General features: G+C 25.6%; 1 protein-coding gene. It reads right to left on the bottom strand.

Annotated elements, in window-relative coordinates; all coding sequences use genetic code 11:
- Positions 1–188: 188 nt before the first annotated feature.
- Complete coding sequence (locus BHYOB78_RS06275; protein ID WP_020063543.1) at positions 189–23,687, bottom strand: SpiroCoCo family coiled-coil protein; 23,499 nt, start codon at positions 23,685–23,687, stop codon at positions 189–191.
- Between the last annotated feature and the right edge of the window lie 332 nt (positions 23,688–24,019).

The following is a 24,019-nucleotide window of genomic DNA, read 5'->3' as shown; positions in this document are numbered from 1 at the left end:
AATTTACTAACTAGTATTATATATCTTTTATAATCTTATATAGTCTAAAAAAATTATTATTAATCATATCATAAATTAAAATATAAATATATAAAGTTTATATTTTATAATAATATACAAAATAGAGTCTATAAGTAATAACCTATAGACTCTAATTTTTAGAAGGAGAACAATCAAACCATTTAAAATTATCCTCTGGATTGCTTATCTTTCCATGCTTTTATAGTTCTTTCAACTTCATCTCTTGAATATGAACTATTTTTAACTATCTCATCTGGTTTCCAACCTTCTTTATACATTCTAATTATAAACTCTTCTTTCTTACTATCTATTTTAGCAGCTGTTCCTTTTTTAGAAGTCTTAGAACCTTTATCAGACATATATTTATCAGCATTATCTAGTAAAGTCTCTAAATATCTTACAAAATATTCAGCTCTTTCCAAATTCTTAACTATGTTCTTATCATAATCATCATACTGATTCTTCATACGAACAAGATTTTCTCTTTGATCCTGTATGGCATCTATTATATCATTTATCTCTTCTAATTTAGAAATAAACAACTGAACTTTTTTATCATTCTTATCTATTTTAGCCATATCTCTTTCTAAAGAATAAATCTTATCCATAAAGTTCTTTCTAGTATCTTCAACTTCAACCATAGCTTCTTTTATACTATCTACTCTTTCTAAAATAGTTTCGGTTTCTACTTCAGCTTTTCTTATTTGCTGTAATATATCATCTGCATACTCTTCCTTATCCTTAATGAATGAAAGTTTATTTTCTATTTGAGATGCTATATCTATAACAACCTGTATTCCTTCCTCAGCATGCTCTATCATAGCATTATTTTCTGCTATATTAACGAATCTCTCTTGAATTTCACCAGACATTTCCATTAACATATTTACTTTTTCCTGAGTATCTTTCAAGCTGTCTTTTTCCTTTCTAAGACTTTCTGCATATCCTAATATTTCCTGATGCATTTTCTTTAAACTGTCAAATTCGGACATAGTCTTATTCATTTCAATTGTTGTAGCTTTAGTATCCTCAACCAAAGCATTCAACTTAGAAACATCATCTCTTATAGAATCTGCCATTTCTTTAGCATTATCAAATACTTTAACAGTATTCATGTATTTTTCTATATCTTTAGCTATATCATCTATTTTTGATTTCATAGCCTCATACTCTAAAGAAATATCATTAGTTTTTAAATCAAGCATTTTGTCAATAGATTCAGATGCATCATTTAATTTCAATTTCAAATCATCAGTTCTATTTTCAAAATCTTTAAGTATAACATTTGTTTTTTCATCATAGCTTAAATTAATACTTTCAAGTCTTGCATCTATCTCAGAAGAATATTTAGTTATATCTTCTTCTAAAGCTGAAACAATATCTTTCATATTTGTAATTCTCTGATCATACTCATCTAAATTATCAGTATGAGCTTTAATTATTTCATCTTTAGCTTTCTGTATATGTTCTTTAGCATCGTTCATTAAAAGAGACAATGTTTGTTCTAAATTAGAATTAAGTCTTGCTATGTATTTTTCATATTTTTCATTAGCTGATTCTTCTATAGTCTGAACATTTTCCTCTATAATGCTATTTGCTTCTTCTATTCTTTCATTAACTGCTTCTGATATAGTATCTTTCAATGCTGTCAATGATTCTGAAAGTCCTTCATAATGTGCTTTTAATGCATCGAACTCTGAATTCTTTTCTTCTAATAAAGTATCCATTTTATTAGAAATATTTTCTATTATAGAATCAAATTCAGTTACCTTATCTTCTATAGTAGATTTAGCATTATTAGATAACTCTTCCAATCTAGAATTGAACTTATCTCCTTGAAGTTCTATATCTTGAGAGTATTCATTGATTTTCTCTTGTAATTCTAATGCCTTTTCTTCTATTATGTCTTTCAATTTTTCTACTGAAGGAGCAAATTCATTCTGTAAATTATTCATTTGCTCTTCAACAGCTTCAAGTTTTTCTTTATTATTTTCAACTGAAGTTAAGAACTCATCTTTTATGCTTAAAGCCTGTTTCAAATCAGCAACAACATCTTCAACAGAAGTACTTATTTGAAGTTTAGTATCATCTAATTGAGCATATAATGATTCTATTTTTTCATTATAGTCTTTATAAGTTTCTTCAAATAATTTTGAGAAGTCTTCATGGTTTTTCTCTTGTCTATCTGTATAGAATTTTTCAGTAGTTAAATACATCTCTTTTAATTTAGCAACTTCATCATTATGTAAAGACTTAATTTCATCAACAGCTTTTTCACCCTCTACATTTACAGACATCTTTAATTCACTGATAAACTCTTCCTGATATGTATCTATTTTCTTTCTAAATTCAACAATATTATCTTCAAGTTCTTTGTTCATATTATTGAATGCTTCAGTTATCTTGTTATTAATATCATTCTCAATGCCTTCTATAGCACTTCTAACATCTGAGAATTTATCAAATTTTTTCATTTCATTATTAATGAAATTCTGAACTGTATTAGTTATATGAGGTGCCAAATCATTAGTCTCTTTTATAACTGATTCATTGAAAGAAGCAACTAAATTATTAATATCTTCTCTAGCTTTATCTAAAGCACTGTTATTTTCTAATGTAATTTTATCAGACAATGAATTAATATATTCTTCAGCTTCTTTTACTTTACTGCTGAATGCTGCTTCTTTTTCAGCTATCTTAGATGAAGCAATCTCTGCTGCTTCTGCTACAGCACTTGTTAAACTGTCGAGCTTGTTTCTTATGTTTATATCAGAGTTTTTAACCATATCCATAAGAGCTTCTCTCTCTCTGCGAACAGTCTCTACTTCCTGAGATATATGTTTCTGAGATTGGCTCAACATTCTAAGCTCATTTTCTTGTTCTTTAATATTAGCTTTTATAGTATTTATTAAAGAATTAATATCATTTTCTGCTTCATCTATTTTATTGATTATGTCTTTTACTCTATCATTTTCTAATACATTTATCTGTTCTTTTGCATTTTCTACCTTATCATTTAAATCTATAAGTATCTGTTCTGCATCACTTCTCAAGCTGTCTACTTCAGAAAGTATAGCATCTTTATAGAATTCTTTTATTCTATCAGGTGAAGCATAAGCATCTTCAAAATGAACTATTCTAGCTTCTACACGTTTTCTGAACTCATCATTAGATTCTTCAAATACTTTTATGATATCATCTCTGAATGAATCTGTAAGATATCTCAAATCAGTATCTATAGAATCATTTTGTATGCTTTCAAACATTTCAGTAACCTGTCTTCTTTCTTCTTCAATCATAGCAGCAACATCATCTCTGCTTATAGTATCAAATGAAATTTGATTTTTCAAAGCTTCTATACTGTCAATGATATTAATTTTCTCTTTATTAAACATAGACATAGTTTCATCTTGTTCTTTGATAAGTTCAACTATGGATTTTCTAAAGTTTATAAATTCATTTACAAGTCTATCTCTGTCGCCCTCTATGTTATTTAAAGCCTCACTAGAATATATGCTTCCGCTTTCATATTTAAGTTTAATATCATCTATTTCAGCCATCAATCTATCTCTTTCAGCCTGTAAAGCCTCTGCCAAATCTCTGATATTAGCTATTCTGTCATTAAACTCATTTCTAAATCCAAGCATTTCATTAGATAAATTTTCTTTGTATCTTTTTATGCTTTCAGAGAAATCCTGCTCTAATATTTGGAAGTCATCTCTAATTTTAGCACCGTACTGCTGAGCCATATTAGCTAAATCATTATTAGTAGGAACAGAACCTAATATTTCATCTCTTAAAGATACAAATTCATCTCTAAGTTCTTCTTTTAGATTCTCTTTCTCATCTACAAATATCTGACTTATATTTTCTAAAGTAGGCATTTCGCTAAGTATATCTTCTTTCATACCCAATAACTTAGCTTCAACAGCATCCTGCTCTTTAGAAAGAACTTCAGCAACTGCTTCAACAGTAGAGTAGTTTTCCTCTATATTTTTTCTAAATGATTCTAATGTTTCATTTATTCTAGCTCTTTCATCTTCTATCAATTTTTCTACATAAGAAGTATCAACATTTCCAGCTTCTACATTTTCAGAAACTTCAACTTTTTTATTATTAATAGAAGAACTTATTTCATTCTTATAGCTATCTATAAGTTTCTCTATTTCTTCTTTTGATAAAGAACTGTCTTTTATATTATTAAGTTCTTTTCTTATCTCTTCAAATGAAGATTCCAAATCTGCTTTTTCAACATCTAAAAGATTATTCAAGTTATTCATATAATCTTTCTTAAGTGCTTCGAATCTTTCCTCAGCAGATATATACTCAACTCTTACAGCTGATTTGAAATGATCAAGCTCATCTATCAATTTTGCTTTTTCTTCTTCAAACATTTGAGCAAAATTTTTATTGTCAGATTGAGTGCTGAGAAGCTCATTTTTTAACTCCTCAAACTCATTTGTTATATCTTCTTTTTCAGATACGAAAAGTTCTGCAAGCTCATCCATATTAGGAACTGCATTTATTATTTCATTTTTAAACTCTTCGAAGTCTTTCAAAAGCTCTGAATCTTTATTTGATACTTCCTCGGTTATTTTATTATAAACCTCTTTTCTCAAACCATCTATAGTATCAAGCAGATCTTTTTTATCCTTAGCTAATTCATTAGAAAGTTTCAATGTATTAGTATTAAGATCATTATTTATTTTACTTATATAAGATTCTAAAGCTTTTATTTTTAATTCTACTCCTTTGCTAGAACTGTTAATATCATCTTTTATAGAACTTATATTATTTTCTATATAATCTATAGTATTTTTCTCTTCTGTTTTCAAACTATTTTGAAGATTAATAACTTTAGATTTTACTTTGTCCTCATAATCATTTAATATAGAATCCAATTTTTCTTTGTATAGAGCTAAATCAGAACCTAATGTATCCTGACTATACTCTAAATCTTTAATTCTATCATCGAATGTATTTATCTGTAATTCTATATTTGAAATACCTTCTTCTAATTTAGTATTAAAGTCATTTTCTAACTCTAATTGTTTATTATATATATCCTCTTTCAATGTTTCTATCATAGACTTGATTTCAGAATAATCAGTATTGTCAGCAGCTATATCTTTAGCATTATCCAATGTCTCTGTTATAGCATCAAGATTAGAAGACTTCCAGCTATTCAAATCATTTTGCATATTATCTATTTTGTCTTTGAACTCAGCAAATGAATCATTGAATTGTGATTCTAAACCTTGTTTTAATACATCAAAATTATCAGCTATTATATTGCCGTATAATTCTACTAATTTTTCTTCACTAGACCATGCATCTTCAAAGAACTCTATTCTCTTTTCTATTCTATCTTTGAAATCTTTAGTGTCTTTCTCTATATTAGAGACTAAATCATTCTTTATAGATACTATGCCGTCATTGAAGTTATTAAATATATCATATAATTTATTTTCTAAATTAGATATCTCTTCTCTGCTTATATAAGCTTCAGGTAAAGAATACATTATACTATTGATATATTTATAGATTTCCTCTCTATTTTCTGATATCTTATCTTCCAATTTACTAAAAGTAGATAATTGAGGAATAACAGTTTCTTTGAATGATTCTAAACTTTCATTTAACTGTTTGAAATCTTCATAAATAGCATCAATATCATTATTATCATTTACATTATTATCTGTATTATTCATATTTGATACATTATCTTTCAAGATTTCAAGCTCATCAGAAAGTCTCATAACTTCATCAATCAAGCTGCTGTCATCACCTTTTAACTTAGCTTTAACAAGATGTAAATCTTTTTCCAAATCTTCTATTTTTGAGAAATCATCTTTAAGAGAATTAAATGATTCTTCCAATCTATTTCTCTCTTCAATTAAATCATCATAGTTATTACTATTTCTTATAGAAGAAATTTCATCTTTAAATCCGTCTATAGCATCTGATATAAGAGATTTATATTCAGAGAAAGAAGATTCTAAATTAGAAATACTGTCTTCATTATTATTTATTTTAGCACTTAAAGTTTCAAATACATCGTCTATAACAGACTGTATACGAACTTTCTCACTATCAATGATAGAAGGAGCATATTTAGCAACTGCTTCATTAGCATTCAATATATTATCTTTCATTGAAGCAAAAGTAGCTTTCAAAGCATCAATCTCTTTCCATAACAATTCTTTTTCATTTATATAATATTGAAGTATATTATTCTTATCTAATACAGCATCTTTTATATCATCTATTGATTTATCAAAATCTTTAGTAAGACTTGAATATTTATTATCTATTTCTTCTTTTACTTTATTTATTTCTTCAATTAAAGATACTTTAACATTTTCTATGTCTTCCAATATATTAGTTACAGAAGAAATTTTCTCACTATATTCACCAAAGAGTGATAATATATGCTCATTATTAGATACAAAATCGCTTACTTGAGTTTTGAATCTGTCATCTATATTTGATTTGAAATCTTCAAATTCTGAAGACAATTTATTAACAGAAGCATATAATTCTTCTTTTTCTAAATCTATTCTATCAGAAATATCTTTAGCTTTATTTTCTAATTGAGTATTAACTTCTAACAATGAAGTTTCTATACTATCTAATTTTTCAGATATATCTTTCAAATTATCATAATTAACATTCTCTTTAAACTCATTATAAAGACCTAATAACTCATTTTTAATATCTTCAAGTGAAGAATACTGTTCATTTTTTAGATCTGTTTCATAAGCTGATATTCTGCTAACTATTTCTTCTTCTTTATTAGCTATAAGATCATTTATCTGAACTTCTAAATTATCTATAACATCTCTTAATTTAGAATCAGAATCTTCTATCATTTTAGATACTGCATTATTAATACTTTGATTCAAATTATTAAATGAATCATTTATCATAACATCTAAATTATATTTATTTTTCTCAAGCTCTTCTAGTCTTTCTTTTATATCAGCCTCTACTTTAGAAGAATATTCACTCAAATATTCATCTATATAACCTTTATTAGTATCAACTCTAGCTTTTTCTATTTCTATTCTTAAGCTGTTTGAATACTCATCTAAAGCATTTTTATTATTCTCATAAACAGAATCTAGCATTTTAGAATAATTATCATAATTTGAAATTATATTTCTTCCAATATCTTCCAAATTTCTCATTATAGATTCATTTTCTTCTAATCTATAAGATTCTATATTCTTAAGCTCATCTTCATATTTATCAACTGCTTCAGATATCATATTATTAAATCTGCTAACATCAGAAGTTAATCTATTTTCTAAATCAGCAATTCTTTCATTAACAGAAGAAAGTTTTTCTTCAAGACGAGTATTTATCTCACTTTCTTTGCCTAATATTTCCTCTTTTATAGAAGATATCATTTTGGCAATAATACCATTCTTCTTGTCTTTAGAACTTTCTATAAAGTTATCGATATTTTCTTTAGCCTCTTTTAATTGCTCTAAAAGAAGAGACAAATTATCATCTTTCCAAACAGATAAGTTCTTTTCTATTTCATTTACTTGATCTTTTACATTAGAAAGTATTTCAGATTTCAAATTATCTACTTCAGGTGTTAAAGCATTTTCATAAAGTTTTAAAGCCTTATTAGGATCAGACCAAGTATCTTCAAAATAACTTATTCTCTTATCCATTAAATCTTTAAAGTCTTTATTTCCTGCTTCAAGTTCATCATATAAAGAATATAATTTTTCTCTGTCATCATCAAATAAATCTCTAGAAACTGTATTATCTTCTAAAATATCTATTTTTTCTTCTAAAGCATATTTAAACTCAGAAACTTCATCAAATAATTTATCAACATCGCTTCTTAAATTAGAATCAACACCATCTAAATTACTTTTCAAATTATAAACTTCACTTTCCAAATCATAAAGTCTTTCAAATTCTTCTCTGAAAGAATTGAAAGTATCTTCTAATCTAGCTTTCTCAGCTTCTAAAGCTTCAATAGAATCATTGTTCTTTAATTCATCTAACTCATATCTAAATGATTCCATATTTTCTAATATAGAATTCTTTTCATCATACATAGTATTTTTGAACTCTTCTATATTAGCATTAGAAGTATCTAATTTAGATATTATATCATTAGCGAACGAATTAAATAACTCTTCAAATTTTTCTTTTTCTTTATTGAATAGCTCTGGTATATTATCTCTATTAGCTTTCAATACATCATCTTTGAAAATAATGAAATCATCTCTCAATTTCTGAACTTGCTCATTATTCAATACAGCACTTTCTATATGAACAAATTTATCATCAAAAGATTTTCTTAAATTATCATATCTTTCATTAACATTTGTTATTCTATCATCTAGCTTTTCATTCAAATCTCTAATTTTATCTTCGAGTCTGAATATATAATTTTGATTGCTCTCTAAATCATATATCTTTTTCTCTAAAGTATCATATCTATCAGCAAAATGAAGTAGTTTAGTATCTATTTTACCATAGAAGTCTTTTACTTTATCTTCTATCTTGTAGATATAATTGTTTCCATAAATTACATCATCAGCTTTTTTCTCTATATCTTGTAAAGTTTTGAATACTCTGTTATTTGAAGATTCTTCAAACTTAGTCATAGATTCATTAAATCTTGCTTCTAAATCATCAAAAGAAGATTTTAACATATTATCTAAATCAGTTTTAGCATTATTCAATATATTTATCTTATCAGATACTTGAGATTCTAATTTTTCTGAATATCCTTTCAAATACTCATCAATATATTCTCTCTCACTAGACAAGTGTCTTTCTTCTGTTTCTTCTCTTGATTTTTCTATCTCATCTTTAATAGAATTAGAATAATCTTTTAATGAATTAAGAGAATTATTATAAACCTCTTCTATAAGCTTAGAATAATTTTCATAAGAAGATCTTATTTCTTTTCCTACATTATCAATATCATCTAAAATCTTATTATTCTCATCTAATCTATAATGCTCAATATTTTTTATCTCTTCATCATATTTAGCTACTGCTTCATTTAGCATATCATATAGATTTTCTAAGTTAGAAGTTATATCATCATTCAATTTAGAATCAATAAGAGATAATCTGCTTTCTATTTCCTGTACTTTATTATCTAAGATTTCATATATAGACTTTTCTTTTTCATCTAAAGATTTATACATGTTTCTTGCTCTATCATCTAGAGTTTGATACATACTCTTTTCTTTATCATCTAAAGTTTGATACATGTTTTTCTCTTTATCTTCTAAAGTCTGATACATGCTATTTTCTTTTTCATCTATTTTAGATAAAAGATTATCTACTAATTCTTTTCCTTTTATCTCTGAATCATTCAAATAATTAGATATGCTTTCTCTAGCTTCACCTAATTGTTTAACTAATTCATCAACAGTGTTTTCTTTCCAATTAGATATATCATTATCTATAGATTCTACTTTATCTTTCAAATAATTTATAGAATTTTCAAATTTAATCTCATTATCATTTCTGATATTATCCAATTGTTCTCTTATATCAGTTGAGAAAATATTTTTCAATCTGCTGCTGTCTGACCAAGTGTCCTCAAAATAAGCAACACGTTTCTCTAATCTATATCTGAACTCTTTATTATCATCTTTTATTTGATTGAAAAGTTCATTTAATTTTTCTTTTTCTTGAGTGAATAATTTCTCTATAGTATCATCATTTTCAGACTTAGATACTAACTCATCCTTAATAGTAGATAGTTTATTATCTAATTCTTCTTTTTCACTAGAAATAAGAGTTTCCAATTCAGAAGATTTATTAATGCTATCTTCTATTTGTGATTTAACATCATCTATTCTTGAATTTAATTTTCCTACATTATCAGTAAGATTATTTAATTCTATAGAATATTCATCTAAATCTCTTACTATATCATCTTTTATTCTCTCTTCAAAATCTGATAATCTGCTTGATAGAGCTTTAACTTCATCTTTTAACAATACATCAACATCTGACATATTTTCTTTTAATTGATACAAGTTATTTTCTAAATTTTCTAGTTTAGCAAAATCTGCTTTTATAGCATTGAAAGAATCTTCCAAAGCTTTCTTTTCTAAAGCTAACTGTTCTACTGTATTATCTTTCTTAACTGATTCTATTTCAACTTCTAAATTATCCATCTTTTCTAATAAATCTAATTTATCAGAAACAATAGCATCTTTTAATTTATTAACTTCATCATCAGTTATATCAACTCTCTCAACTACAGCACTTGTAAACTCTTCAAATATATGCTCTATCTCTTTTTTCTTATTCTCAAATAAAGCAGGTACATCTTCATTATCAAATTTTAATGATGATTCTTTGAAAGATTCAAAATCATTTTTAAGATTTTCGAATTTTTCTATGATAGCATTTCTTTCTTCATTATGTAATGATATCAATTCATCTCTGTCTATTATAGAATTCTTTATAATATCAACAGCATCATCAAAATCAGAGCTTAAAGCTTCATATTTTTCTTTTAAATTAGAAGTTTCATTATCTAATTTTTCATTTACAGAATGTATCTTCTCATCTAAAGCTGACATATATTTTTTGAATAGTACAGCTTCTGTCTCTTGCTCTAATTTATCAATAGCTTCTAGAACTTTATTGCTTGTTTCTTCTTCAAATCTAATTACAGCATCATTAAAGCTATTTTCTAAATTATCAAAAGATTCTTTTACCATATTATCTAATTGTTCTTTAGCTTCTGTGAGCATATTGATCTTTTCTGATATTTCATTATTTAATTTATCAGAATATTCTTTTAGATAATTATCTATATAGTTTTTCTCATTATTCAAATGCTTAGATTCTGATTCTTCTCTAGCTTTTTCTATCTCTTCTTTTACCAAATTAGAGTAGTCTGTCAAAGAATTCAAAGAATTATTATAAGTTTCATTTATCAAATTAGAATAATGCTCATAACCTGATTTTATCTCATCAATAAGCTTTTGATAATCTTCCAATAATTTACTGTTTTCATCTGTTCTGTAATTTTCTATATTCTTTATTTCTTCATCATATTTTGCTTTAGCCTCATTTAGAGTATTATATAGATTATTTAAATTACTGCTTATTTCATTATTAAGTTTTGAATCTGTATCAGATAGTCTGCTTTCTATATCAGATATCTTTTCATCTAATTTATTATAGATATGAGATTCTTTCTCTTCTATTTTTGATAAAATATCAGATAATAATTTTTCAGCTTTAACATTTGAATTATCTATATAATTTTCAATGTTATTTTTAGCCTCTTCTAACTGAGCTAATAATTCATTGATTCTTCCATCTTTCCAGCTTAATATATCGCTATCCATAGAATCTATTTTTGATTTAAGCTCATTCAAATATTCATCTTTAAATGAAGCCAAGTCAGCATTTATAGATTCCATCTTAGCATTCATATCATTAATATGTTCATCTTTCCAAACAGCGATGTCGTCATTCATAGAATCCATTTTTTCTTTTAATTCATTAATAGAATTTTCAAATTTTAATTCTGTGTATGACTTAACATTCTCTATTTCATCTCTTATATCAGAAGAGAATAATCCTCTTATTCTAGCACTGTCAGACCAAGAATCTTCAAAATATTCTATACGCTTTTCAAGTCTTTCTCTAAACTCTATATTATCGTTTCTTACTTTATCAAAAAGACCTTCTAGCTTTTGAAGCTCATCATTAAATAATGATTCTATACTATCATTCTTTCCAGATACAGAAAGTAAATTATCTTTTATAGCAGATAATTTATTTTCTAATTCTTCTTTATCTTTCAATATACTATTTTCTATCTCAGAAGCTCTATTCAAAGAATCCTGCATATTAGATTTGATAGATTCTATATAATCATTTAATGTGCTTACATTAGTATTAAGCATACTCAAATCATTTGAATAATCTTCTAAATCTCTTGAAACATCCTCTCTTATTTTAGAATCAAGTTCTTCTACCTTTGAAACTAAATTTTTAACTTCATCTTTTAAGTTTATATCAACATCTGCCATATCATCTCTTAATTGATATAAATTATTTTCAAGATCCTCTAATTTAGAGAAATTATCTTTTATAGAATTAAATGATTCTTCTAAAGCATTCTTTTCTAAAGTCAATCTATTGATAGTATCATCATCTCTTAAAGAATATAATTCCTTTTTCAAATTGTCTATTCTATCTAAGATGTAAGACTTATCTTCGTATATTATATCTTTAATATAATTGATATCGCTTTCTGAATTGTTTACTCTGTCTAATAATGCTTCACTAAACTCTTCAAAAGCATTTTCAATTTTCTGCTTCTCTTCATCGAATAGAGCAGGAATAGATTCTTTATTAGTATTTAGTATATCTTCTTTGAAGCTTTCAAATTCTTTTTTAATTTCATCTACTTTTGAAACTAAAAGCTCTTTCTCTGAAGACTGTGTTTCTAATAATTCATTTCTATCTAATATTGAGTCTTTTAATACTTCTAATGAAGAATCAAAATCTTTACTCAAAGATTCATATTTCTCAATTATAGAATTAATATCATCATAAATAGAATTATTCAATGAAACTATATTAGAATCAAACTTTTCTGTAACAGTTGACAAATTACTGTCTATTTTTTCATTGATTTTAGATACTTCATCTTCTATCTTTTTGTATATGATACCTAATTGTTCTGTTAGATAAACGCTATATTCATTTTTATCAAATACAACTGTTTTAGCATCTTTTTCTAATCTCTTAATAACTTCTAAAACTTTGCTATTAGATTCTTTTTCAAATTTAGATATAGCATCTTGAACATTTGATTCTAACTTATGGAATGATTTTCTTATTAATCTATCCAAACTATCTTTAGCAGTATTGAAGCTATCAATTTTTTCTGATACTTTGCTATCTAATTTGTCAGAATAGTTCTTCAAATACTCATCTATATAATTTTTCTCATTAGCTAAATGTTTAGATTCTGATTCTTCTCTTGATTTTTCTATTTCAGCTTTAACTGAATTAGAGTAATCTGTCAAAGAATTAACAGAATTATTATAAGCTTCATTTATTAAATTAGAATAATGCTCATAACCATTTTTTATATCCTCAATGAGTTTTTTGGAATCTTCTAATAATTTATCAGATTCTATAGCTCTATAATTTTCTATATTCTTTATCTCTTCATTATATTTAGCCATAGCATCATTAATCATATTATTAAGATTATCCAAGTTTACTGCTATATCATCATTAAGTTTTGAATTTGTTTCTGATAATCTATTTTCTATTTCTGCTATTTTTTCATCTAATTTACTGTAAACAGCATTTTCTCTTTCTTCAATTTTTGATAAAACTGCTGTGATAAGTTTATTCTTCTTATCTTCTGTTGTATCCAAATAAGCAGAAATATCTTCTTTGGCACTTTCTAATTGTGCTAATAGATCATTAATATTATTTTCCTTCCAGATAGATATATCATCATTTATAGCATCTATCTTATTATTCAAATCATTTAGATAATTTTCAAACTTGATTTCAGTTTCTTTCTTAATTTCCTCTAACTCATTTCTCATTTCAGAAGCATATAAACTTCTTATCTTTGTACTATCTGACCAAGTATCTTCAAAATAAGTTATACGTTTCTCTAATCTGTCTCTGAACTCTATATTTCCATTATGAACTTTATCAAATAATTCTTCTAATTTAGAAACTTCCTCATTAAACAATGTTTCTATAGTTTCGCTTCTTCCAGTCATTGAAAGTAAATTATCTTTTATAGCAGATAATTTATTTTCTAATTCCTCTTTGTCTTTCAATATAGTGCTTTCTAATTCTGATGATTTATTTATAGAATTAATTATATCATTCTTAATATTATCTATATCAGCATTAACATTATTTAAGCTTGAAGTAAATTCTTTTTCTATATTTTCTCTATCTTCTTTTATGGCATTTTCTAAATCTTCAAATTTAGAAGACAAGCTAGATACTTCATCTTTTAAATTAACATCAGCATCTTCCATATTATCTCTTAATTCATATAAATGCTTTTCCAAATCCTCTAATTTTGCAAAATCATTTTTTATAGAATTAAATGACTGTTCTAATGCTTCTTTTTCTAAACTTAATTGAGTGAATACATCATCTTCTTTTAATGAATCTATATCAGCTTTCAAATTATCTATTTGTTCTAATAAAGTAATTTTATCTTCAGAAATAACATCTTTTATATAGTTTATATCGCTTTCTGAAATATTTACTCTCTCTAATAGATTATTTGTAAACTCTTCAAATGCATTTTCAATTCTTTGTTTTTCTTCTTCAAATAGAGCAGGGATATCCTCTTTATTAGCATTCAAAGCTTCTTTTTTGAAATTATCAAATTCTTCTTTAAGTTCATATATTCTATTTGCTAGAAGTTCTTTTTCAGAATTATGAAGTTCTATAAGCTCATCTCTATCTAAAATAGAACTCTTAATCAAATCTAATGTTTCTTCAAAATCCACATTCAAAGCATCGTACTTGTTTTTTAGATCTGATATTTCACTGTCTAATTTAGAAGATACATTATATATTTCATTATCTATTTTGCTATTTATTGAAGCTAAATGATTCTCCAATTCTTCAATATATTCTTTGTAATCAAGCAATCTTTCTGATGTTTCTGATTCTAGTTTTCTTATTACAGCATTTACTTTGTTGTCAGCATTTTCATTTATTCTAGCTATAGCATCATTCAAATTGCTGTTCAATGTAGCAAATGAATCTCTCATCATATCATCTAATTGATTCTTGCTTTCATTTAATATATTTATTTTATCTGCAATCTGGCTTTCTAATTTATCAGAATAATCCTTCAAATACTCATCTATATAGTTTTTATCTATATTGCTGCCATATACTGTTTCTTTTCTAGCATCTTCTATTTCAGTTTTTATTCTATTTGTATACTCTGCCAAAGAAGCTAAAGAATCTTTATAAACGGAATTTATCAATTTAGAATAATAATCATATCCTGATTTTATATCTTCTAAAAGTTTATTTCCTTCTTCAGTTCTATAATGCTCAATATTTTTAATATCATCATTATATTTATTTATAGCATTATCTACTATTTCTTTTACTTCTTCTAATTTATTAGCTGTGTCATTAGATACTTTATCATCTAAAACTGATAATTTATTTTCTATATCTGATATTTTAGAATCTATTTTATTATATATAGCATTCTCTTTTTCTTCTATTTTAGAAAGAACACCAGAAATTAATTCTTCTTTTCTATCCTCTGTTGATTCTAAATAACTTGATATATTATTTTTAGCTAATTCCAACTCTGAAAGAAGTTCATTAATTCTGCCGTCTTTCCAGCTAGAAATATTTTCATCAATAGTTTCTATTCTATTAAGTAAGTCATTTAGATAATTTTCAAATTTTAATTCTGTTTCTTTCTTAACTTCTTCTAATTCATTTCTCATCTCAGCAGCATATAAACTTCTGATTTTAGCATTATCTGACCAAGTATCCTCAAAATACTCTATACGCTTAACTAATCTGTCTCTGAATTCTATACTGTCATTTTTGAAATTATTAAATAGATTTTCTAACTTTTTCACTTCATCATTAAATAAAGTATCTGAAACTTTATTATCAGATGATATTGACATCAAATTTTCTTTTATAGAAGACAATCTATTTTCTAATGCTTCTTTATCTCTTAATATAGAATTTTCTAATTGAGATGATTTATTTATAGAATCATTTATAGCATTTCTAATTACATTAATATCAGAATTTAAATCTCCAATATTATCGTTTATATTGTTCACATTTTCTCTGATTTTATTTTCAAAAGAATCAAATTTATTAGCTAAACTTTTAACTTCATCTTTTAAATCTAAATCAACATTATTCATGCTATTTTTCAATTGAGATAAATGATTCTCCAATTCTTCTAATCTTGAGAAATCATTTTTTATAGAATTGAATGAATCCTCTAAAGCCTGTTTCTCTAAAGCTAATTGAGTTATAGTATCATCTTCTTTTAAAGCATTAATCTCTGATTTCAAATTATCTATTTTTTCTAATAAAGTAAGCTTATCTTCAGAAATTACATCCTTAATATAATTGACATCTCTTTCAGAATCATTCATTCTATCCAATAAAGTATTAGTAAGCTCTTCAAATGCTTTTTCTATTCTTTCTTTTTCTTCATCGAATAGAGTAGGTATATCATCTCTGTTTGCTGCTAATACCTCATCTTTGAAGCTTTCAAAATCATTTTTAAGCTCATCTATTCTTTCTACTAAAAGCTCTTTTTCAGAAGTCTGAAGCTCTATAAGTTCATCTCTGTCAAGTATAGAACTTTTTATCATATCTAATGATTCTTCAAAATCTATATTTAATTCTTTATATTTGTTTTTCAAATCAGATATATCATTATCAAATTTTGAAGATACATTATATATTTCATTATCTATTTTTGCATTGATGGCTCTTAAATTATCTTCTAATTCAGATAGATAATTTTTGTAACTAAAGAATCTTTCAGATGCATCTTTTTCTAATTTTTCAATAGTGCTATTGATTTTTGAATCAGCTTCCTCATTGAATCTTGCTATAGCATCATTTAAATTAACATTAAGAGTATTGAATGACTCTTTTATCATATCATCTAATTTATTTTTGCTGTCATTTAATACATTAATTTTTTCATTAACTCTATCATCTATTTTAGCAGAATACTCTTTCAAATACTGATCTATATAATTTTTCTCATTATTTAAATGTTTATTTTCAGCCTCTTTTCTAGCTTTTTCTATATCAGCTTTTATTCTATTAGTATAATCTGCTAAAGATGATAATGAATCTTTATATGTAGTATTTATAAGTTTAGAATAATAATCATATCCTGATTGTATATCATCTAATAATTTACTGCTTTCTTCAGCTCTATGATGTTCAATATTTTTTATCTCTTCATCATATTTATTTATAGCTTTATTTACTATATTTTCTACTTCTTCTAAACCTCTTGATATATCATCAGATACTTTTCCGTCAATAGCAGATAATCTGCTTTCTATATCTTCTATTTTAGCATCTATTTTGTTATATATAGAATTTTCTTTATCCTCTATTTTTGCAAGTATATCAGAAAGGAATTCTTCTTTTTTACCTTCAGAAGATTCTAAATAATCTTTTATACTTTCTTTAGCATTAGATAATTGATCCAATAACTCATTGATACGTTCATCTTTCCAACTGGATATATCTTTATCCATAGAATCGATTTTCTCTTTTAAGTTATTAATATACTCATCTCTCCAAGCAGAAGCATCATTATTAACAGCCTCTATTTGAGATTTTAAATCATTAACATAATTTTCTAATTTTATATCTGTTTCTGATTTTATTATTTCTAATTCATCTCTCAAATCAGCAGCATAAAGACTTCTAATTCTTCCGCTGTCAGACCAAGTATCTTCAAAATAGTCGATACGTTTTTCTAATCTCTCTCTAAACTCTGCATTATCTGTTTTTATATTATTAAATAAAGAATCTAATTTTTTTACTTCATCAGCAAATAGATTTTCTATATTCTCATTTTTAGTTAATGCATTCAAAAGATTTTCTTTTATAGATGAGAATTTATTTTCTAATTCAGAAGATTTATTTATAGAATCTTTTAAATTATCTCTAATTTCATCTATATTATAAGATAAATTATCAAATCTCTCATCAGTTACAGCTTTATTCTCAAATTCTTCAAATCTTTCAGATAAGATTTTTATATCATCTTTGAAATTCAAATCTATATCTTCAACATTATCTCTCAATTGAGACAAAGCATTTTCTAAATCAGCTAATTTACCAAAATCATCTTTGATAGTATTGAAAGAATCTTCTAATGACTGTTTATCTAAAGCTAATTGTGCTATAGTATTATCCTCTTTGATAGATTCTATATCTCTTTTTATATTATCAATCTTTTCTAAGAATGTATTTCTATTTTCAACTATAACATCCTTAACATAATTCATATCATTTTCAGAATTATTCATTCTCTCTAAAACATTAGATGTAAAATCTTCAAATGCTTTTTCTATCTTTTGTTTTTCTTCTTCAAATAGAGCAGGTATATCTTCCTCATTAGCTTTCAAAAGTTCATCTTTGAAAGAATCAAATTCTGTTTTCAAAGTTTCAATTTGCTCAGCTAACATCTCTTTTTCTGAATTCTGTAATTCTATAAGCTCATCTCTATCAAATATAGAAGCTTTTATAGTATCTAATGCTTCATCAAAATCATTACTCAAATCTTTATATTTTGTTTTAACATCAGATATTTCATTATCTAATTTTGAAGAAATATTGTAAAGCTCATTATCTATTTTAACACTAATAGCTCTCAACTGTTCTTCCAATTCAGCTATATACTTCTGTTCATTATGCAATCTTTCTGCAGCTTCTTGCTCTAATCTATCTATAACAGAATGTATTTGATTATTAGCTTCTTCATTGAATCTATTTATAACATCATTCAAGTTAGTGTTAAGAGCATTGAAAGACTCTTTTACCATATCATCTAATTGAGCCTTGCTTTCTGTTAATATATTCAACTTATCATTAACTTTTGATTCAATTTTTTCTGAATAATCTAATAAATAATCATCTATATAATTTTTCTCATTACTTAGATGTTTTTCTTCAGATTCGGCTCTTGCTCTTTCTATCTCTTTCTTAATATTATCAAGATGTATTTCTAATTCAGACACAGCATCTTCATATATCTTATCTATCATAATAGAATATTCTTCATAATCTTCTCTTATGCTGTTGCCTAAATCTTCCATATCAGATATTATATTTTCAGTTTCAGTTTCTCTATGATGTTCAATTCTTTTGATTTCTTCATCATATTTTGCAACAGACTCATTTATTCTATTATGTATCTCTTCTAAACTATTTCCTATAGCTTTGTTTAGTTTTTCATCTATAGAAGAAAGTTTATTTTCAGCTTCTAAAATTTTATTATCTATGCGTGAATAAATTTCATTTTCTTTCTTCTCTATATCATTAACCATATCAATAAGGAATTGATTTTTCTTTCCTTCTGAAGTATTGATAAATTCTTCTATTCCTTTTTTAGCTTCATCTAACTGAGCAAGTAAAGTATTTAAATTGCCGTTCTTCCAATCATATATATCTTGTTCTATTAACTGCATTTTTTGTTTCAAGTCAGCAATATGATTGTCATATTTAATATCAGCTTCTTTTCTTATATTTTCAACTTCTTCTCTTATATCAGAAGCATATATAGCTTTTATTCTTGTATTATCAGACCACATATCTTCAAAATAAGCTATACGTTTTTCTAATCTATCTTTAAAGTTTTCGTTATTAGAAGTTAAGCTTTCGAATATAGAATCTAATCTGCTTTTTTCATTATTAAGCATTTCTTCTATTTCATCTTTATTAAAGAATGAAGACATATTCTTTCTTACAGTTTCAAAATCATTATTAAGAGATTCTAAGTCTCTATATAATCCATTAGAGTCTTTTTCTATTTTTTCCTCTAAATTATTTTTCAAATCTCTTAATTTATCTGATAAGTCTTTAACATCGTCTTTTAATCCGCTGTCTATTCCTTCCATTCTATTTTTAAGAGTAACGAAATCATTTTCTAAATCGATTATTTTATCAAAGTCATCTCTTAAAGCAGTTAATGAATTTTCAAGTACAGCCTTTTCTTCTGATAAAACTGTAACTCTATTATCATCTTTAATATCATCAACATCTTTTCTTAAAATTTCTATTTGAGATATTAAATGACTTCTCTCTTCAGATAAAACATCTTTTATATAATGTATATCACTTTCATTGTCTGTGAGTCTCATAAGTAAATTTTTGCTGAACTCATCAAACATATTCTCTATTCTTTCTTTTTCTTCATCGAATAATGCAGGTATTTCTACTTCATTAGTTCTTAACATTTGATCTTTGAAAAGTTCAAATTCTTCTTTAATATCATCTATTTGATTTTTCAAGAACTCTTTTTCACTGTTCTGAAGTTCAATCAATTCATCTCTGTCTATTATAGAAGATTTTATATTGTCTATTATATTATTGAAGTTTTCATTAGTGTCAGACAAATGAGAATTTAAGTCATTAATCTGCTCTAATAAAGTTTCTTTAATATTTTCTATAGTATTGCTTAAATCATTAATCTGTTCTAATCTATTGTTATGATCATCTAATATAGCAAGTACATTTTCATTATTAGAAATTAATTTATCAGCTTCTTCTCTTAATCTCTCATCAACATTGTCTTTCAATGATATAAACTCATTTCTCAAATCTTCCAATGTTAAGCCAAGACTATCTCTAACTTCTGCTGCTGTATTAGATATAACTTTATTAGCATGTCTTTTGATTTTAGCAATATACTGCAATAATTTTTTAGTGTTAGATTTTCTTATTTTAGCTAATATTTTAGAAAATCCGCTATATAAAGTATTAAATGAACTATTCAATTCTTCATTCAAACGATTAACTTCTTCATCTATTTTTGAAGATGTTTTATTCAAATATTCATCTATATAATTAGCTTCATTAGTAAGATGTTTAGCTTCAGATTCTTCTCTAGCTTTTTCTATTTCATCTTTTAAGCTATTGGCATAATCATTCAATGAATCTTTTTCTTTATTATAGAAGTCTTCAAGAAGATTAGTATATTCCTCATAATCTTTTCTTATGTTAATTCCAATATTTTCTATATCCTCAATGATATTCTGTTTTTCATCAAGTCTGTATGTTTCTATTTCTTTTATTTCATCTTGATATCTGTTTATAGCATTATCTATTAATTCTCTAAGCTCATCTAATTTTTTAGATGCATTTTCTTCTACACCAGCAAATATATCACCGCTCTTTCTATCTATTTCTTCTTTTTTAGAAACTATATAAGAATCTATTTCTGAAGCTTTAGAATCAATGATAGACTGCATATTATTAGCATTATCTATTATCTCATTAATTCTTTCACCTAAATTCTCTATGCGGATTTTATATTCATCGCTCATTAAAGATGCATGGTGTTTTAATTCCTCATAGTCATCTTTTAAGTTATTAGAATACTTTTCAAGCATAGCATTGTATTCAGCACTGATAGCATTCAAATCAGCTCTTCTCTCATCTAATACGCCATCTATTTTCTTATCTAATGAGTTATATTTATCTTCTATATCAGACATTAATGCTTTTTCTTTATCTTCAGCATTCTCATATACTTTATTTATAGTGCGCTCAAAAGTATCTCTGCCGTTTTCTACTCTATGCATTATATCTTCAATTTCATCTTTTATCTTGTTCATGCTATCTCTTTTTTCATTCAAAAGAGTATCGAATGCATCTGTAGCCTGACGAAGTTCGTTATGAAGCATATCAACAACTTCTTTCTTGCTTTCTTCATTGAATTTGACATTTTCATTTATAGCCAAATCCATTTTATTTTTGAAATCATCAATAGAATTTTCTATATTGCTTATTAATTCATCATGTCTTTTTTCGCTTTCATCAACCTGATTTATAACAGAATCAATACTGTCTGTTATAGCTTTCATTTTTGTTTGTTCATAATCATCTAAAACATTTTTCAAGTGAGATTTTAAGCTTTCTATATAAGCATCACTATAACTAGAAATTTCTTTCTTTATATCATCTATTTTTTCTTCAGTATCTTTTATTCCTGTATCCAATTTTTCATTAGCTCTGCTTACTAATCCATTAATCTCAACAGAAGATTTTTCTAATATCTCTAAACGTTTTTCTAAATTTTCTTTTATATTGTATTCTGTATCTTTACTTAGAGTATCTATATCAGAAGAAGCTTTATCATACTGTTCTTTTAAATTAGACAACTTCTCATCAATAGCAGTCAAATCAGAAGAAGTGTTTTTAATATATGAATCAATATTCTGTTCTAATTCACTTTTTACAGAAGAGAATAATTTTTCTATTTCATTAACTCTTTCATTAGCTTGAGTTTCTAAATCTTTATATAAATATTCTTTTTGTAAGTTTAAAGAATCAAGTATTTCTTCCTGCTTATTATTAAGTATAGATATTATCTCAGAAGTTTGATAATGAGTTTCATCTATTTTGTCTTTTAATAGATTAGTTTCAGTTTCAACATCATTTCTAAGCTCATTGATTTCAGCTATTAAAGAACTTCTTGCTTTATCTATAGAGTACTCCATATCATCTTGAGCTCTAGTTAATATATCATCTTTCAACTTATCTATATCATTAACTATATCCTCAAATCTGCTTTCAGCTTTAAGCATAGTTTCTTCACTCATACCATCTATAGATATGATTAAATCATTAAGTTCTTTAGTTTTATTTCTGTAAAGAGTTATTACTCCGTCATCTTCATTTTCAAGTACATTCTTGATATGATTAGAGAAATTTTCTACTTCAGCTATAAATCTGTTATTTATATCATCTTTTAATACAGAGAACTCGCTTTCTAATTGATGTGCTTTTTCTGCATAATCTTTGCTTATATAATCTGCTTTATCTTTTATATCATCTATAGACTTCTCTAAAGAATGTGCTTTCTGCTCTATAGAATCTAAAAACTCCTCTTTATCCTGACTTATTTTCTCAAGTCCTTCTTTAAGAGTAGAGTAGAGCATCTCTTTAGTTTTTTCCATTTCATCTTTGAACTCTAATACGCTTGATTCAGTTATAGAATTAAGTCTGTCATGTATAGTATCTCTTAAATTATTTAATTCTGTTTCAAGTCCATCTTTAGATTGACTTAAAGTCTCATAACGATTTTCTATATCTTTAGATTTAACATCTATCTCATCAGCGAATGATGAATATTTGTTTATAAGCTCATCTCTGCCTTTCTCAAATAGTTCAGCCAATTGTTCTATATTATGACGGGCTGTTCTTTCAGCAAGCTGAGTAAGCTGATTTGTAAATAATTCTTCTTTTTTAGCAACATGAAGTTTGAATTCTTCAGTAAGAGCAGATATTTTCTCTTTTTCCTGTTCTGCCATAGTGCTGTAATGAGCATCACGGGCTAAAAGATTAGTTGTAAGAGCATCAAATCTCTTATAAAGCTCGCTTTCAAACTCATTTAATTTAGAATTATAAGATTCTATCAATTTATCCTGTATAGATCCGACATTCTTTTCCAATTCTGTCATTTTAGCCTTAACATCGGATATTCTTTTATAAGTCTTTTCTATAGTATTACGTTCTTTTAATACAGTATCCACTTTATTTAGTATTTCCAAATAAGCTTCCTCAAGAGAATCAACCTGCTCTTGATATTGCGATACTGCAGCTTTATAGTCTTTATATGACTCAATCCTTTTATTTAATTTAGCCAGATCCTCTTCCATAGACTTGCTTATAAATCCAGCTTTCTTAACAGCTATTTCCAGATCTATAGCATTATCTCTAACTTCAGAAATCTTTTCTTCTACAATACCTTCCAAAACAGCTTTTTCTTCAGCAAACATTTCATTAAAATCATTATTGCCGTAATTTTTTTTTCTATTGATTACGCCGTATATACCGATAAGTAATAGAGGAACAACGAATGTTAGTATTAATTGAAGAACAGGGGTCATAAAAAAACTCCGTAAATATAGTATATTAACATAATTCTATATTATGTTAATGTATATGTCAATAGTATTTAAATGTTTTAATTTCTCAGGATGGTAAAATTCTCTTAAAATTCAGATTTTTTATATATTATCATAATATTTTCTTATGTAAACTACAAAATTCCATTAATTTTTTATAATATATACATAATATTAACAATTATAAAACTAATGAATATTGCAAATATATGATAAAATATTAGAATATATAATTATATACATTAAAAATGTTTTGATACTATTTAATAATATAATTAATTTTTTAAATCCATAAACTAGCAGTTAACAGTAAA

The organism is Brachyspira hyodysenteriae ATCC 27164 (genome assembly GCF_001676785.2).
GTDB lineage: Bacteria > Spirochaetota > Brachyspiria > Brachyspirales > Brachyspiraceae > Brachyspira > Brachyspira hyodysenteriae.
Note: the sequence above shows the minus strand (reverse complement) of the source record. Positions and strands in the feature narration are given on the sequence as shown.